Source organism: Brevibacterium litoralis (genome assembly GCF_040212315.1).
Taxonomy (GTDB): domain Bacteria; phylum Actinomycetota; class Actinomycetes; order Actinomycetales; family Brevibacteriaceae; genus Brevibacterium; species Brevibacterium litoralis.
This window is the reverse complement of the sequence record NZ_JBDIUY010000010.1, coordinates 27,941-43,488: the sequence shown is the minus strand read 5'-3', so window position 1 is coordinate 43,488 and position 15,548 is coordinate 27,941. Positions and strand designations below refer to the sequence as shown.

10 protein-coding genes and 1 pseudogene are annotated in these 15,548 nt (G+C 70.9%); 3 read left to right on the top strand and 8 right to left on the bottom strand.

Annotated features, from left to right (window positions below):
* Window positions 1-9: 9 nt before the first annotated feature.
* The 3 genes from AAD496_RS02330 to AAD496_RS02320 form a co-directional block, all read right to left on the bottom strand.
* A complete protein-coding gene (locus AAD496_RS02330) occupies window positions 10-678 on the bottom strand; it encodes an isochorismatase family protein (protein WP_349827026.1) in 669 nt (222 codons plus the stop codon).
* A gap of 135 nt (window positions 679-813) precedes the next feature.
* A complete protein-coding gene (locus tag AAD496_RS02325) occupies window positions 814-2,070 on the bottom strand; it encodes an RNA polymerase sigma factor (RefSeq protein ID WP_349827025.1) in 1,257 nt (418 codons plus the stop codon).
* A gap of 66 nt (window positions 2,071-2,136) precedes the next feature.
* The gene (locus AAD496_RS02320; protein ID WP_349827024.1) at window positions 2,137-2,484 is read right to left on the bottom strand and encodes a YciI family protein; all 348 of its coding nucleotides are present in this window, start codon (window positions 2,482-2,484) and stop codon (window positions 2,137-2,139) included.
* Window positions 2,485-2,906: 422 nt separating this feature from the next.
* On the opposite strand from AAD496_RS02320, the gene AAD496_RS02315 reads away from it, so the two are divergent.
* Window positions 2,907-4,463, top strand: a complete 1,557-nt coding sequence (locus tag AAD496_RS02315) for a gamma-glutamyltransferase (RefSeq protein ID WP_349827023.1) — start codon at window positions 2,907-2,909, stop codon at window positions 4,461-4,463.
* A gap of 13 nt (window positions 4,464-4,476) precedes the next feature.
* Here AAD496_RS02315 and AAD496_RS02310 read toward each other — a convergent pair whose 3' ends face one another.
* From AAD496_RS02310 to AAD496_RS02295, 4 genes and pseudogenes are all read right to left on the bottom strand, one after another.
* Entirely contained in the window at window positions 4,477-5,277 is an 801-nt protein-coding gene (locus AAD496_RS02310; protein ID WP_349827022.1) for an ATP-binding cassette domain-containing protein, read from the bottom strand.
* A 166-nt stretch (window positions 5,278-5,443) separates the two neighbouring features.
* Window positions 5,444-7,672: pseudogene (gene glgB, locus AAD496_RS02305) on the bottom strand (1,4-alpha-glucan branching protein GlgB); the annotation flags it as partial.
* A 26-nt stretch (window positions 7,673-7,698) separates the two neighbouring features.
* Window positions 7,699-9,837, bottom strand: a complete 2,139-nt coding sequence (locus tag AAD496_RS02300; protein WP_349827021.1) for a maltokinase N-terminal cap-like domain-containing protein — start codon at window positions 9,835-9,837, stop codon at window positions 7,699-7,701.
* A gap of 157 nt (window positions 9,838-9,994) precedes the next feature.
* On the bottom strand, window positions 9,995-12,166 hold the full coding sequence (locus AAD496_RS02295; protein WP_349827020.1) for an alpha-1,4-glucan--maltose-1-phosphate maltosyltransferase: 2,172 nt from the start codon (window positions 12,164-12,166) through the stop codon (window positions 9,995-9,997).
* Between the two features lie 165 nt (window positions 12,167-12,331).
* Here AAD496_RS02295 and ilvA point away from each other — a divergent pair, with 165 nt between their 5' ends.
* Window positions 12,332-13,633 (top strand): threonine ammonia-lyase IlvA, encoded by a 1,302-nt coding sequence (gene ilvA, locus AAD496_RS02290; RefSeq protein WP_349827019.1) that lies wholly within the window; start codon window positions 12,332-12,334, stop codon window positions 13,631-13,633.
* Between the two features lie 13 nt (window positions 13,634-13,646).
* Here the strand turns inward: ilvA and AAD496_RS02285 are convergent, their stop codons facing one another.
* Window positions 13,647-14,504, bottom strand: coding sequence for a CPBP family intramembrane glutamic endopeptidase (locus AAD496_RS02285; RefSeq protein WP_349827018.1), 858 nt, complete (start codon window positions 14,502-14,504; stop codon window positions 13,647-13,649).
* 117 nt (window positions 14,505-14,621) lie between these two features.
* On the opposite strand from AAD496_RS02285, the gene AAD496_RS02280 reads away from it, so the two are divergent.
* Entirely contained in the window at window positions 14,622-15,521 is a 900-nt protein-coding gene (locus AAD496_RS02280) for a hypothetical protein (protein ID WP_349827017.1), read from the top strand.
* Window positions 15,522-15,548 lie beyond the last annotated feature (27 nt).

Below are 15,548 nucleotides of genomic sequence, written 5' to 3'. Positions count from 1 at the left end.
GTGTTCCCGTCAGACGAACTCGATGTCGGCGACCTCGGCGACCTGGCCCTCACGGCCCGGTGCGGAGGTGAACTGCCAGTAGAGGTTCGTGTGCGCGATGACGACCTCCGGCGCGGGGTTGCCCCAGGGCGTGAGGTCCTCGGTCGTGTGCCCGTCCGACACGAGCGTGACCCCGTATCCGCGGACGAAGGCGCCGTGGAGCGTCGACCGGATACAGGCGTCCGTCTGCGCCCCGCACACGACGACGTGGTCGATGCCGTGCGAGGCGAGCACCGTCCCCAGGTCGGTCGCCTCGAAGGAATCTCCGTACTCCTTGTCGAGCACCGTCTCCGTGGGCAGCGGCCGCAATTCCGGGACGATCTTCCACGCCTCCGTCCCCCGCGGGGTCTCGGGGCTCACGTTGCGCACCCAGATCACCGTTCCACCGGCGGCCCGCGCCTTCTCCACGAGCAGTCCGACCCGCCCGGTGACACCGGCGACGTCGTGGCAGGTGGTGAGCACGCCGTTCTGCATGTCGACGACGAGCAGTGCCGTCGACGAGGTCGCCAGGCGGGTGAGCTTGGGCTCCGGGACGTCCGGGTCCGGGGTGGAATCCGTGTCGTCCTCGTCCTTCCGGGTGGCGTCCGTGTCGCGTAGGTCCGCGTCGGTGACGAGGGGCAGGGAATCCGTCGACGTCATGGCTCCTCCTTGAGTCCACGTGTCCGCGCCCCGGTGGGGTCCGCCGCCGAGGCACCCGCGCACAGGGGTCTCCCGCGTGCGGTGTGCATCAGTGTAGGCGCTGAAGGCACGACGCCGTCGAGAGTGCCGCCGCGATCAGGGGAGGTCGGCGATCTCCCCGTCGAGGAACCGGCTCTCCGCCGCGTTGCCGGGCAGGTCACGGGCCCGGGCGAAGGCCTGCCGCGCCTGGGCGGTGCGTCCCAGGTCCCGCAGGGTGATCGCGCGTGCCACGTGGAACGCCCGGAGTCGGTCGAGAGCCGGGTCGGCGGCGAGCGCGTCGAGTGCTGCGAGTCCGCGCCGGAGGTCGGTCGCCTTCCCCAGCGCGACGGCCCGGCCGAGGGCGACGAGCGGGCCGGGATCGACCCGGTCGAGGAGATCGTAGAGGACGACGATCTGGCGCCAGTCGGTGTCGGAAGTGCAGGGCGCCTCGGCATGCACGGCGGCGATCGACGCCTGGATCGTCCAGGTCCCGGCGCCCGGCGACCCGGCGGCCCGTTCGGCGAGGACGAGGCCCTCGTGCACGAGCCCGGCGTCCCAGCGGGTCCGGTCCTGGCGGTCGAGGGGGACGGGGGTGCCGTCGGCGGTGGTGCGGGCGTGGCGCCGGGCCTCGGTGAGGAGGAGCAGGGCCAGGAGCCCGCGGACCTCGGTGTCGTGCGGCAGCATCCGGGCGAGCAGGCGCGCGAGGCGGATCGCCTCGGTCGAGAGGTCGGCCCGGAGGTGGTCGTCCCCGGTGGTGGCGGTGTGACCCTCGGTGAAGAGGACGGCGACGACCCGCAGGACGAGGGGCGTGCGGGCGGGTAGGTCCGCCAGGCGTGGGGGTTCGAAGGGGATGCCCATCGTCGCGATCCGCTTCTTCGCCCGGACGATCCGCTGTTGCAAGGTCGCCACGGGGACGAAGAAGGCGTGGGCGATCTGTTCGGTCGTGAGACCGGCGAGGAACCGGAGGGTGAGGGCCACGCGTTCCTCGGGGCGCAGTGCCGGGTGGGCGCACGTGTAGAAGAGGGCGAGGCGGTCATCCGGGATCCGGTCGACGAGTCCGCTGTCGGTGGCACGGGTAGCGCGCTCCGGTTCCTGTTCCACGTGCAACCGTGCGAGTTTCTGCGCGAGGGTCGATTCCCGGCGCAGCAGGTCGAGGGCACGGCGCCGCGCGGTCGTCATGAGCCAGGCGACCGGCGAGTCCGGGACACCGGTGCGGGGCCAGACCTCCAGGGCGCGGGCCATGGCGTCCTGGGTGACGTCCTCGGCGAGGTCGAGGTCACCGAACCGGCGGGCGAGCGCGGCGAGGACCCGGCCGCGGTCCTCACGGGTGATCCCCGCGAGGGCCTGGGCCGAGTCCTCGGGTGCGGTGTCCATCGGTGGCGTCCTGTGTTCCTGTCCGGGTGTGGTGGCCGGGTGCCGTGGCTTGGCGTCCGGTCCGGATCAGTACGGGGCCAGGGGGCGGATCTCCACGCGGCCACCCGGGGCCGAGCCGGGACTCTTCTTCGCCCACTCGATCGCCGCGTCGAGGTCCGGGACGTCGATGACGTAGGCGCCGCCCACGAACTCGGAGGTCTCGGTGAACGGTGCCTTCGTCACCACCCGTTCGCCCGAGGCCTCGCTGCGGACGCTCACACCCATGTCGGGGTCCTCGAGGGCGAAGGAGTCGACGACGACGCCGGCGGCGGTGATCTCCTGGTCGAAGGCGAAGAACTCCTCCGGGTTCGCCCCGCCGTCCTCGCCGCAGGCGGGATCGTTCGGGTCTCCGATGAGCAGCAGTGCGTATTTCATGGCAGGTCCTCCTGTCGGTGCATCGGACGATCTGTCCGACACCTGCATGACGAACGGGGTACCGCCGGATCGACAGCCGGTCGTGAAGTTTTTCGCCGGCTGCGTCGGTCCGGGCTCCCATGCGCCACGCTACCGGCGCGACGAAGCTGCGGGAACCGCCCCGATATGTTCCGCGACCCCCGATATATCGCGACATACCGAGGGCGGTGAAAGATATCGGGGCGGTTGCTGTCCAGGAAGGCCGGGGCGGGGTACCGGGGCCGCGCCGCGAAGTGCACGTCGGGCGGGAGGCCGGGGCGCCTCGGGAGCGGCGGGCGGGTTCCCGTCGACCGCCGGCCTGTATACATTGGCACCTGACACCCGCTCTCCCCCGAACACCCACCCCTCGACATCCCGGCCCCTCCGGAAGGACCCCGATCCCCATGACCGCTGCACGCGCCGTCTCCACCGCCCACACCCTGGCCACCGAGGCCGGCCGCCGCATGTACGAACTGGGCGGCAACGCCGTCGACGCCGCACTGGCCGCGGACGCCGTCCTCACAGTGGTCTACCCGCACAACACCTCGCTCGGTGGCGATCTCATCGCGCTCGTGTCGAAGGACGGCGGCGAACCGGAACTCGTCACCGGGTTCGGCTGGGCGCCCGCGGACGTCGACGTCGAGTCCTGGCGGAACGACCTCCCCGGCCAGGAACGGGTCCCGGCGCGCGGACCCCGTTCGATCACGGTGCCCGGGACCGCGCAGGGCTGGGAGTACCTGCACTCCACGTACGCGTCGCTGAGCTGGGAGACCCTCCTGGCCCCCGCGATCGACGCGGCCCGCGACGGATTCCCCCTCGCGCCCTCGGTCCGCAAGGCGATCGATCGGACGGCGCGGGACGGGGAACTCGGTGTGGCCTTCGTCGAGCAGTTCTTCGGTGATGACTGGGCCAACCGGACCGATTTCGCGAATCCGGCGCTCGCCGCGACCTACGAGCGTCTGGCCGCCGCAGGACCCACGGACTTCTACACCGGCGAGGTGGGTGGCAACGTGCTCGCCTTCCTGCAGTCGGTGCGCCCCGAGTTCACGGCCGCCGACCTCACCGAGTACCAGGTCGAGGTGACCGGTTCGCTCTCGCGCACCTTCGCCGGGTACACGGTCCACACCGGTTCGGCACCGTGTCAGGGCTTCAGCTTCCTGCGCTACCTGGAAGGTCTCAAGGCTGCACTCGGCCCCGCCGCCGAGGCGTCCGCCCTGTCCGCCGAGACCGTCGCCGAACACTGGGTCGACTCCTTCGCGGCCTCGGACACCCTCCGTGACACGATCCTCGCCGAGGGGGTCGAGGACGCGACCCTGCTCGATCTGTCCCTGCCGGAGAAGGATCTGCGGGAGGCCGCGGCGCCGACCCCTTCTGCCGACGGCGACACCGTCGGCATCGCCGCGAGTGACGAGAACCTGTCGATCTCGCTCATCCAGAGCCTCTACTCGGCCTTCGGGTCCTACTGCTTCGACCCCGTGAGCGGCATCGTGTTCCAGAACCGTGGGGCGATGTTCTCGCTCGATCCGGAATCGCCGCAGGTGGTGAGCGGACGACGCCGCCCGCCGCACACCCTCATGCCCGTCATCGTCACCGGGGCCGACGGCCGGGTGGCACTCGTGCAGTCGACCATGGGCGGCAAGGGGCAGGCCCAGATCCATGCCCGCCTGTTCGCGCACCTCGTCCACGGCGGGACCCCGGCGGAGGCCGTCGCGCTCCCCCGCTGGGTCTCCGGGGTGCGCAATCCCGGGGACACACCTCTCTCCTTGAGCGTCGAGGCGGACGTCGAGGATTCCGTCCAGCAGGTGCTCGCGGCGGCCACCCCGGAAGAGGTGACGGTCGTCGAGCCGCTCACCGATTTCATGGGCCACGCGAACGTCATCGACCGGCGGCCCGAGGCGACCGGCGGACAGGTGCTCGCCGCCTCCGATCCCCGCGCCGACGGCAGCGCCTGGGTGGGGTGAGTCCCCTGCCGGTCTAGGGATCCGAGAGATCAGCTGCTGGATGGAGTGCGGAATTCGGGCTCCGGAGCGCAGTTCTACCAACAGTCGATGAGTGGCCCTGCCCGGATCCGCGCACCGTCTGACGGTCGACCACGCGGCCGGAGTTCATCACGAGGACCTCGTCGACGACTCCGTGGAGCACCGGGGCCTCCGCAGCGGTGCACACGAGCCCGATCCCGTGCACCCGACAGTGGATCCGGAGGTCCCGCAACACGAGTTCTCGCACCGGGTCCGGCAAACCGTGGCCGAAGTCGTCGAGCACGAGCAGCGCAGGCTCCACGACGAGCGCCCGGACCAGCGCGATCCGGTGGAGTTCCTCCGGTGACAGGTGCATGACGTGCATCTGGTAGAGCGCGGGATCGAGCCCGAGCGACGCGGCCGTGCGCGTGAGCCGCTCCTTGATCTCCGCCTCGGCCGTGATCCTCCGCAGTGGCTTGAGAGGACCTGCGACCGCCTCGGCGAGGGTCCGGCGGGCGTCGAACCCCGCGGAGGTCTCCACCCCGACGAACTGCACGTGCCGCCGGAACCTCTTGCGTCCGGCAGGGTTCCGCAGCAGATCTCGCACCGGCTCGCCGTCGAGTTCGAGGGTCCCCGCGGTCGGTGCGACGAGCCCCGCGAGCATCCCGGCGAGTGGCACGGTGCCCGACCGCTCCCGCCCCCCGACGAGTCCGAGTGCTGACGACTCCCGTAGTTCGAGGGTCACCGGATGGACCACGGTCGCACGTTTGCGACCGCGTCGGGTCTCCCTACGGAGTTCGTCGGCGAACAGTTTCACGTTCCGGAATCTATCCACCGATCATCGGCTCGCCGTGACGGTGATGTTTCGCCCGCGTGAAACCACGCTCTCCGGGGGATGGAAGGGAGCGCCCTATGGACGGGAGAGGCTGCCCGGTCGACGGTCGGGGCCCGGGCCACCCGCCGTGCGGTCCCGGGCCGCCGCCTCACCCCTCCGGGGTGAACCAGAGCGCGGCGTAGGCCGGCACGGTGATCGACGCCGAGGTCGGGAACCCGTTCCACCCCGGACCGTCGGCGGTCACGGAACCCATGTTGCCCACACCCGCACCCCCGTAGATGTCCGCGTCGGTGTTGATCCGCTCGGTCCATTCCCCGGCGAAGGGGAAGGGCACCGAGTACCCCTCGAGCGTCCGACCGGAGAAATTGACGACCGCGACGACGGCGCGACCGTCACGCGCCCACCGGACGAACGAGAGGACCGAGTTCTCCCCGTCGGCTCCGTTGAGCCACTGGAACCCGAGGCTCGTCGCGTCCTGCTCCCACAGGGCCGCCTCGTCGCGGTAGACGGTGTTGAGGTCACGGACCAGACGCAGGACCCCGGCGTGACGGGGGTCGTCGGCCAGCCACCAGTCGAGCCCGTACTGTTCGGACCACTCGGCCTCCTGGGCGAACTCGGTGCCCATGAAGACGAGTTGTTTACCCGGGTGCGCCCACTGGTACGCGAGGAAGCCCCGCAGACCCGCCAGCTGTTGCCACCGGTCTCCGGGGAACTTGCGCAACAGGGAACCCTTGCCGTGGACGACCTCGTCGTGCGAGATCGGCAGCAGGAACTTCTCGCTGAAGGCGTAGACGATCGAGAAGGTGATCTCGTTGTGGTGCCAGTTGCGGTACATGGGGTCGTGCGCCACGTACTGCAGGGAGTCGTGCATCCACCCCATGTTCCACTTGAGATCGAAGCCCAGCCCGCCCTCGGAGGTCGGCGCGGTGACGCCGGGGAAGGCCGTCGACTCCTCGGCGATGATCGCCACACCCGGGTGCTTCTTGCCGACCGTCGCGGTGACCTCCTGGAGGAACTCGATCGCCCGCAGGTTCTCGCGGCCCCCGTGCTCGTTGGGCACCCATTCGCCGTCCTCGCGCGAGTAGTCGAGGTAGAGCATCGAGGCCACCGCGTCGACCCGCAGGCCGTCCACGTGGAACTCCTCGATCCAGTACAGCGCGTTCGCGACGAGGAAGTTGCGCACCTCCTTGCGCCCGTAGTCGAAGATGAGCGTGCCCCAGTCGGGGTGCTCGCCCAGGCGCGGGTCGGGGTGCTCGTAGAGGGGCTGTCCGTCGAACCGGGCGAGGGCCCAGTCGTCCTTCGGGAAGTGCGCGGGCACCCAGTCGAGGATGACGCCGACACCGGCCGCGTGCAGGGCGTCGACCAGACGCCGGAACCCGTCCGGGTCCCCGAACCTGCTCGTCGGCGCGTAGTAGGAGGTCACCTGGTAGCCCCAGGACCCCCCGAAGGGATGTTCGGCCACCGGGAGGAACTCGACGTGGGTGAAGCCCGCCTCGACGACGTACTCGACCAACTGCTCGGCCAGTTCCTCGTAGGTCAGGCCCACCCGCCAGGAGCCCAGGTGGACCTCGTAGACGCTCATCGGCGAGTCGACCGGTGGGGTGGCATCGCGCAGGGCGGTCCAGTCCGCGTCCGCCGCCGAGAACTCGAAGGTCGACTCCGTGACGACGGAGCCCGTGGCCGGTGGCACCTCGGTCGCCCGGGCGAGGGGATCGGCCTTCTCGACCCAGTGGCCCTCGGCCGACAGGATCCGGAACTTGTACACGGATCCGACGTCGACGCCGGGGACGAACACCTCCCACACACCGCTCGAACCGAGCGACCGCAGCGAGGTCCCCCGACCGTCCCAGCCGTTGAAGTCACCGACGACCTGCACGGCCCGGGCGTTCGGCGCCCATACGGCGAATCCCGTCCCGCGCACCGTCTCCTGGCCGGGGTACGTGCTCGGGTACTCGCGCAGGCGCGCACCGAGGACCTTCCACAGTTCCTCGTGCCGGCCCTCGCCGATGAGGTGCAGATCGAGCTCCCCGACCGTCGGCAGGAACCGGTAGGGGTCGTCGGACACGACGGGCTCGCCGTCGGCCCAGGTCGCCTCGATCCGGTAGTCGGGCACCCGGTCGAGCGGCAGGACCGCCTGCCAGAGCCCCTGGTCGACGTGGGTCGCGGGGTACCGCTCACCGTCGACGAGCACCACGACGGACTCCGCCATGTGCTTGACCGTCCGCACGACGACCACCGGGTGCTTGGCGGTGCCGGGCACCGCGCCGTTCACCTGGACCAGGTGCGCCCCCAGGACGGAGTGCGGGGCGTGGTGGGCGCCGGCGGCCACGGGACCGACGAGGTCGGCCGCGGGCAACGTGGCGATGGGGAGGCCGGTGTCCGTCATGGGTGTTCTCCTGGTCCTCAGGCCGGTGGGGAGGTCGGCCGGGGCGGGTAGATGTCGATCTCTCCGGAGTCGATCGTGTCGTCGTCGGCGTCCGGGTCCCCGGTCGCCGACGATCGCACCGGTGGGTACTCCTCGAACTCCGGATCGTTGTCCTCGACGAGGTGGACCTCGTCCGGTACCGCTGCCGAGGCGCCCTGCACCCCGGCACCGTCCGTGCCCTCCGCGGCCGCCGGGTCCGGGGGCGTCGCCGCGGGTTCCCGGTCCGCCTCGTCCTGCTCCGCAGGCGCCTCGGCCGCGCGGGCGGCACGCTCCTGCGCGATTCCGGCCTGCTTGCGCCGGGCGGCCGGGGAGGCGAAGTCGAAGGAGGGGGCCTCGGCGCCCTCGACGGGCTTGCCCAGGTCCTTGGCCCAGTCCATGGGCTCGACGTCGCCGGTGTGCACGAGCGCCTCGACCGGGTTCGACTCGCGGGGTGCAGGGGCGTCCGCATCAACCCCGAGCAGGCCGGACAGGGCCGCGAGCGGGACGACGAGCCAGGTGGGACGGTTGCGCAGCTCGGTGACCGTCTCGACGAGCAGCCGGTCGACGAGCGCGGCCCGCAGGACCGGGTTCTCCAGACCGACGGAGGCCCCGACCGCGTGCGAGTACCCGGTGAGCAGCGCGTTCTGCGCCTGGCCCGACCACAGGTGTTCGGGGGACTCCGTGACCTCGTGCAGAGAGGTCCGGTCCAGTCCGGTGGAGCCGACCGTCGTGGGATCGGCGGAGGAATCGAGCGCGCCGATCCGCCGCAGCCGGGCGTACCCGGCGGCGTAGTCGATACTGCGCAACAGCGCCACGAGGTCGATCGCGGCGGGCTTGGGGTCGTCGGCCGGGGTGTCGGCGAAGTCGGTGATCCGGAAGCCCGAGGCCTCCGAGGTGACGACGTGGTTGAGGGTGAGCTCCCCGTGGATCCGCTGGAGGACGCCGACGTCGGGCATCTGCTGGAGCAGCTTCCTGTGCCGCCGCAGTGGGCCGGCCAGGTTCTGCAGGGCCAGAGGCGCACGGGCGAATGCCCAGTCCACTCGCTCGGACCACTTGGAGACCCAGCCACGGGCGGGGTCACCGGCGCTCACGACGGTCCCGAACTCACCGGCGAGCTCGAGGTGGAGTTCCCCCACCCGTCCACCGAGTGCCATCGCCCGCTTGTTGTACCCACCCAGCGACCCGGAGTCGACGTCGAGCACGGTGTCGACGGCTTCCCGCCAGGCCGGGGTGGTGTCGGTGTCGCAGCTGCTGAGCAGACCCAGCGGCGCGGTCTCGGTGCGCAGGGTCCGGGCGTCGAACCAGCGGCCCTCGGCCCAGCCGAGCACCGGGGAGACGGCGGCGGAGTCGGCCTCGGTGAGGGCCACGGGCACGGTGACGACACCGGTGCCGGTGGTCGCGACCCCGGCCGGCCGCGGAGCGCCCCCGGCACCGGGGGTGCGGGCCGCGGCGGGGTCACCGGCCGTCCCGGGTTCGAGCACCCGGAAGAGTGTGAGCACACAGGGTTCCTGCGGATCGGAGACGAGCACACTGGTGACCTCGTCCGCGCCGTCGAGGAAGCCCAGGCGGGCCTCCGCCGCACGGGACACGAGGCGTTGCCCCGTCCCGACCGCGGCCCAGGTCCGGGAGGTCTCCCCGACCCCGTGGGCGACGACCTGGTCCCCGTCGAAGGCCCGACCGGTGGCGAGCGCCTGCGCGAGGGTGACGACGAAGACGGGATCCGCCATGCCGTCGTAGACCCAGCAGGTGCCGAGCGTGATGTCCTCGACGACGCCGATGAGGTGTGGACGCAGGGCGTAGTCCTCCCGCGTGCGGAAGGTGAGCGGCACGTTGAGGCGGGAGACGACCCGGTCCGAGGCGACCTCGACGACGGCCATGAGGCCCTCGACGGTCAGGCCGTCCGCGGTCTCCGTGCCCGGGTCCTCACCCGCACCCGGGGTCGAACCGAAGCCCGTGGTCCCGGGGCCGGCGCCGTCCGTGCTCCCGATCTCCGTGTCCGCCGGGCCGAACCCGAACAGACGGGTGACCGACAACGGGGTGATGTCCACGGAATCGGACAGGTTCGCGGCCTGTGGGTACCAGGACCTGCGCGGCAACCAGGCCGCGAGCAGGCGCTCCAGGTCGCTGCTGATCGCCACTGTTCCCCCTCGCCGTCAGGTGTATTCCCCCACCTTAGCGACTGTGACGGACACAGATGTCCGTCCACGCCCGATGAATTCCGTCGGGCGCCTCGGCGGCGGTGCACCGCGCGACGCGGTGCCCGGTGCAGGGCACCTCGGCGGCGTAGGACTCGACTCAGCCTTCCCGGCGGACGTGGAAGACGTGGGCGGGCCGCTCGCGCGGGTCCAGTCGCACGTAGTTCTCCCGACCCCAGGTCCACTCCTCGCCGGTGAGGAGGTCGTGGACGGTGAAGGTGTCGTCCTCCACCGAGCCCGCCGAGGCGCCCTGTCCGTCGATCGATCCCCCGTCCCAGGCGACGGTGCTCGGGTGGGTACCGGCCGCCTCGGCGGCGGCCACCTGTGCGGCCGTCGGATGGTCCGGCGCGGGTTCCCGGTGCGGGTCGAAGGGGCGCAGTGCAGCGAGGTCGAGGGTCACGGTCGCCTCGCGGGTACCCAGCGGGTCGGTGGTGAGGACGACGAGGACCACGTCGTCACCCTTGCGCTTGGAGTAGACGACCAGGTGGTCGTCGGTGACGGCGTGGAAGGTGATGTTCGTGATCTCGGAGAGAGCCGGGTGGGCGCCGCGGATCTCGTTGAGCCGGGTGATGAAGGGTGCCAGCGAGCGTCCCTCGGCGAGCGCGGTGTCGAAGTCGCGGTCCTTGTACTCGTACTTCTCGTTGTCGATGTACTCCTCGGCACCGGGACGGGCCACGTGCTCGAAGAGCTCGAACCCGGCGTACATGCCCCACAGCGGCGAGGAGGTCGCCGCGAGCACGGCGCGGATCCGGAAGGCCGCGGGCCCACCGAACTGCAGGTACTCGGTGAGGATGTCCGGGGTGTTGACGAAGAAGTTGGGGCGGAGGAAGGGGTGGGTCTCGGTGGAGAGCTCCGTGAGGTACTCCTCGATCTCCTCCTTCGTGTTCCGCCACGTGAAGTACGAGTAGGACTGCTGGAACCCGGCCTTTGCCAGGGACTGCATCATCGCCGGGCGGGTGAACGCCTCCGCGAGGAAGACGACGTCCGGGTGGGTGGCGTTGACCTTCCGGATCAGCCATTCCCAGAATTTCAGGGGCTTGGTGTGGGGGTTGTCGACGCGGAAGATCGTGACGCCGTGGGAGATCCACAGCTCGACGATCCGCAGGACCTCCTTGCGCAGACCCTTGTAGTCGTTGTCGAAGTTGATCGGGTAGATGTCCTGGTACTTCTTCGGCGGGTTCTCCGCGTAGGCGATCGTCCCGTCGAGCTGGGTGGTGAACCACTCGGGGTGGTCCTTCGCCCAGGGGTGGTCGGGGCTGGCCTGGAGTGCCAGGTCGAGGGCGACCTCGAGCCCGAGGTCGTGGGCGCGGGAGACGAAGGCGTCGAAGTCCGCGAAGTCACCGAGGTCCGGGTGGATGGCGTCGTGCCCGCCCTCGGCGGCACCGACGGCCCAGGGCGACCCGGGATCGGCGGGCCCGGCGGTGAGCGTGTTGTTCGGTCCCTTGCGGTTCGTCCGCCCGATGGGGTGGACGGGCGGCAGGTAGACGACGTCGAAGCCCATGTCGGCCACCCGCTGCAGGGAGTCCGCCGCGGTGCGGAAGGTGCCGGAGGTCCACTCGCCCGTCTCCGGGTCGCGGCGGGCGCCCTCGGAACGCGGGAAGAACTCGTACCAGGCGGCGTTGCCCGCCCCGGTCCGCTCGACGAGGAGGGCGAGCGTCTTCGAGGCGGAGACGAGCCCCCGCTTGGGGCTGCGCTTGAAGAACTCTCGCAGTTCCGGCGTGACGGCGGCATGGAACCGGTCGAGAGCGGTCCGGTCGTCACCCGCGGTCGAGGCGCCCTGTCCGTCGGAGACGGCACCGGCTTCGTCGCCACCCAGGTGATCGATGGCGTCCTGGAGCAGTTCCTTGCCCCGGCCGGCCGGCTTGGTCTTCTTCAGGTGCTCGGCCAGGAGTGCGCGGCCCTCGGCGAGCATGAGGTCCTCGTCGGCACCGGCCGCGAGTTTCACCTCCGCCTTGTGCGCCCAGGTCCGGAACTCGTCGACCCAGCCCTCGATGACGATCGTGTGGCGTCCGGCGACCTCCGGGGTGACGAACCCCTGGTACCGGTCCTGGTCCTCGACGGTGTTGAAGAGCAGGGACCGGTGCACCTTCTTCCCCCGTGGGTCGTAGAGCACCGCGTTCGCACCGAGGACGTCGTGGCCCTCCTTGAACACGAGCGCGGAGACGGGGACGTCCTGTCCCGGGATCGCCTTCGCGGGGAACGCGCCGTTCTCCACCTGGGGCTGCGGATCGACGACGGGGATGCGGGAGTAGTAACCGGCCATGCCACTCATGGTGCCAACATTAGTGCGCGTGAGCGACATCACGACAGGGACGTTCCGGTGAACAGTCCGCACACTCCTGAACGGACCGTCCGGGGAACGGACACCTGTCCCGGGATTCGGACGAAATGACGGCCGAGTGCCGGAACCCGGGCGCCGGGGAGCATGATGGACCCCATGTCAGCAGAGGTACGGACACAGAAGGACCTGTCCACCCGGGTGCGGGACACCGCCCTGGCCGTGGAGGCGGCGGCCGAGCGGATCTCCCGCTCCGTGATCACGTCCCCTCTGCACATTTCCGAGCGCCTGTCCTCCCGGACGGGCGCGGAGGTCTACCTCAAGCGCGAGGACCTGCAGTCGGTCCGGTCCTACAAGATCCGCGGCGCCTTCAACTTCATGCTGCAGTTGTCGGGGCCCGAGCGGGCCGCCGGGGTCGTGTGCGCCTCGGCCGGCAACCACGCCCAGGGTGTCGCCCGGGCCTGCAACGAGCTCGACATCACCGGCCGGATCTTCGTGCCCAAGACGACCCCGCGCCAGAAGATCGACCGGATCCGCCACTTCGGCGGGGAGGACGTCACGGTCGTCGTCGAGGGCTCCACCTACGACGACGCCTCGAACCTCGCCAAGCGGTACGCCGCGGACACCGGTGCCCTGCTCGTCTCCGCCTTCGACGACCCCCGGACGATCGCCGGCCAGGGCACCGTCATGGCCGAGATCGCCGCCCAGCTGCCCACCCGCCCCGATTACGTGATCGTGCCCGTCGGGGGCGGTGGCCTGCTGTCCGGAATGAGCGCATACGCCGCGCAGAACATGCCCGGCACGACGGTCATCGGGGTCGAACCGGCCGGGGCCGCCTCCATGCTCGCGGCCTTCGCCGCCGGGGAACCGGTGACGATGGACGAGATCGACACCTTCGCCGACGGCACCGCGGTGCGCCGCGCCGGTGATCGGACCTTCGCGATCCTCCACGACCTCGGTGTCGACGTGCGCGCCACCGCGGAGGGCGCCGCCGCGACGGAGATGCTCGACCTCTACCAGATCGACGGGATCATCGCCGAGCCCTCCGGGGCCCTCGCCGCGGCCTCCGTCGGGCCCGTGGGGTCCGGGGCCGTCGTCGAGGTGGAGCCGGGCAGCACCGTCGTGTGCGTGGTCTCCGGCGGCAACAACGACATCTCGCGCTACCCCGAGGTGCTCGAACGCTCCCTCGTCCACGAGGGCCTCAAACACTACTTCATCGTCAACTTCCCGCAGGAGCCCGGTGCCCTGCGCCGGTTCCTCGACGAGGTGCTCGGTCCGGACGACGACATCGCGCTCTTCGAGTACGTGAAGAGGTCCAACCGCGAGACGGGCCCGGCCTTCGTGGGCATCACCCTCGGTGCCGCCGAGGACCTCCCGGCCCTCCTGCGCCGGATGGCGGAGAGCCCCCTGGAGATCGAGAAGGTCGAGCAGGACTCCCCGCTCTTCCGGATGCTCGCCTGAGCTCCGGGCGGCGTCAGGCACCGCTCGGGAGTGGACTCCGGTGCCGACCGCTGCGGACCATCCACGTGAGCACCACCGCGTCGACCACCAGCCACACCGCCCACGACACCGCCGTGTGCCCCCAGTAGGCACCCTCGGCCAGTCCAGTGGCCGGTTCCATGAAGTTGTAGTACGCCATCTGGAACAGGTTGTTGAAGGCCGCATGCGCGAACACCGCCGGCCACACGCTGCCGGACAGGTACCGCAGGGCACTCACGAACACGGCGGCGAGCAGCAGGTCGACGGTCTTGCTCACCACGTCGCGTCCGTCCATCTCCCCGGCGACCAGCAGTCCGATCGACAGGGGCAGGTGCCACAGCGCCCACAGCCCACCGATGAGCGCCGTGGTCCGCACGAATCCCAGCGGCGCGAGCAGTGTCGTGAGGTACCCGCGCCAGGCGGCCTCCTCACCGAGGCAGAAGAGCATGAACACGAGGATCACCGGCAGCGTGAAGGCGAGTGCGACGAAAGCACCCTCGGCCACCCGGAGCTCGGCGAACCCGAGTGCCCCGGAGATCCCGAGCGTCGCCCCGGCCACCACCACGAGCGCCGCGAGCGCCACCGCCGACCACCGCAGGACCGCCCCGAACCGCACACCCCGGACGGCTGCCGCACCGAGCAGGGTCCACGTCCCGGTGCGCCGTCGCAGCAGGGGGTGGAGAGCGAGGACGGCGAGGGCCGGGACCCACTGGAAGACCGGGGTGAGGACGGTGAGGTAGTCGGGAGCGGCACCGAGGTACACGGGCAGGGAGGCGAGCACCACCGCGACCATGACGACGAGGGCGAAGAGGGACAGGAACCGGATGGCCTGAGGGCGAGCTGGGATGTCCATGTGAAGAACCGTAGAACGGAGCCGACCCGGTTCCCGTGGGGTTGTGCCGCCGGCCCACGGAGGTTTTCCCACCGCTTTCCCCGGTGGGAACCCGCGACGGTTCCATAGAATCGGGACATGTCCGCGCCCACACCCCCGGACCCCGGTCCGCACGACCCCGACCCGAACGGTGCCGTTCCCGACCCACCCGCCGCCCCACCACAGCCACCCCCCGACCGCTGGGAGAGGCTGCGGAAGAAGGCGGTCGAGGGTGCCTCGGTCGCGGCGGAACGGGCGGGGACGGCGGCGAAGGGCGCCTGGGACGACCGCGAGATCCTGGCCCGGGTGGCCCGCGAGAAGGGCCGGAGTGCCTATGACGCGACCCGGAGCACCGCCCGGACCGCCTGGGACCACCGCCAGGAGGCCGCGGCGGCGGCCGCCTCGGTCGCGGGACATGCGACGCGGACGACAGCCGGTGCCGTCCGGACCGGTGCCGGCATGGCCCGCGGGGTCTATGCGGACCTGGGTGGCCTGGACGCGCACCCGGACGGCACGCCCAAGCGACCGTGGGAGGTCGTCGTCGCCGGTGTCCTCGGCATCGTCGCGTCGCTGGCGATCGCACTGTCCATCGTGTGGCTCGCCTTCACCGGCGGCCGGACGTTCCGGATCGTCGGGTTCTTCACGCGGTCGACGGGCGATGAACTCGACAACTCGACGGTGGAGACGACTGGCCAGGTCCTCTCCGAGATCGGCACCGCGATCCTGATCGCCGGGGTGGTGGCCGGGGCGATCGTCACCGCGGCCTTCGTGCTCTACGCCTGGAGGCTGTGGGCGGGAACGGGACGATCACGCTGGGTGGGTGTCGCGACCGTCGTCCTCGCCTTCTTCGTCGTGACTCCCCTGAGTCCCACGCTCACCTCGGTGTTCCTGGTGTTCGGCCTCGCCAGTGTCGTCTTCGCGTTCCTCCCCCGCGCCGGGACCTGGTTCCGGTACCGGAAGTTCCTCCGGACGAGGAGTGCCACGGGAGCTCCGGCCTGACCCGTCACCCCCGACCTGTCACTCCTG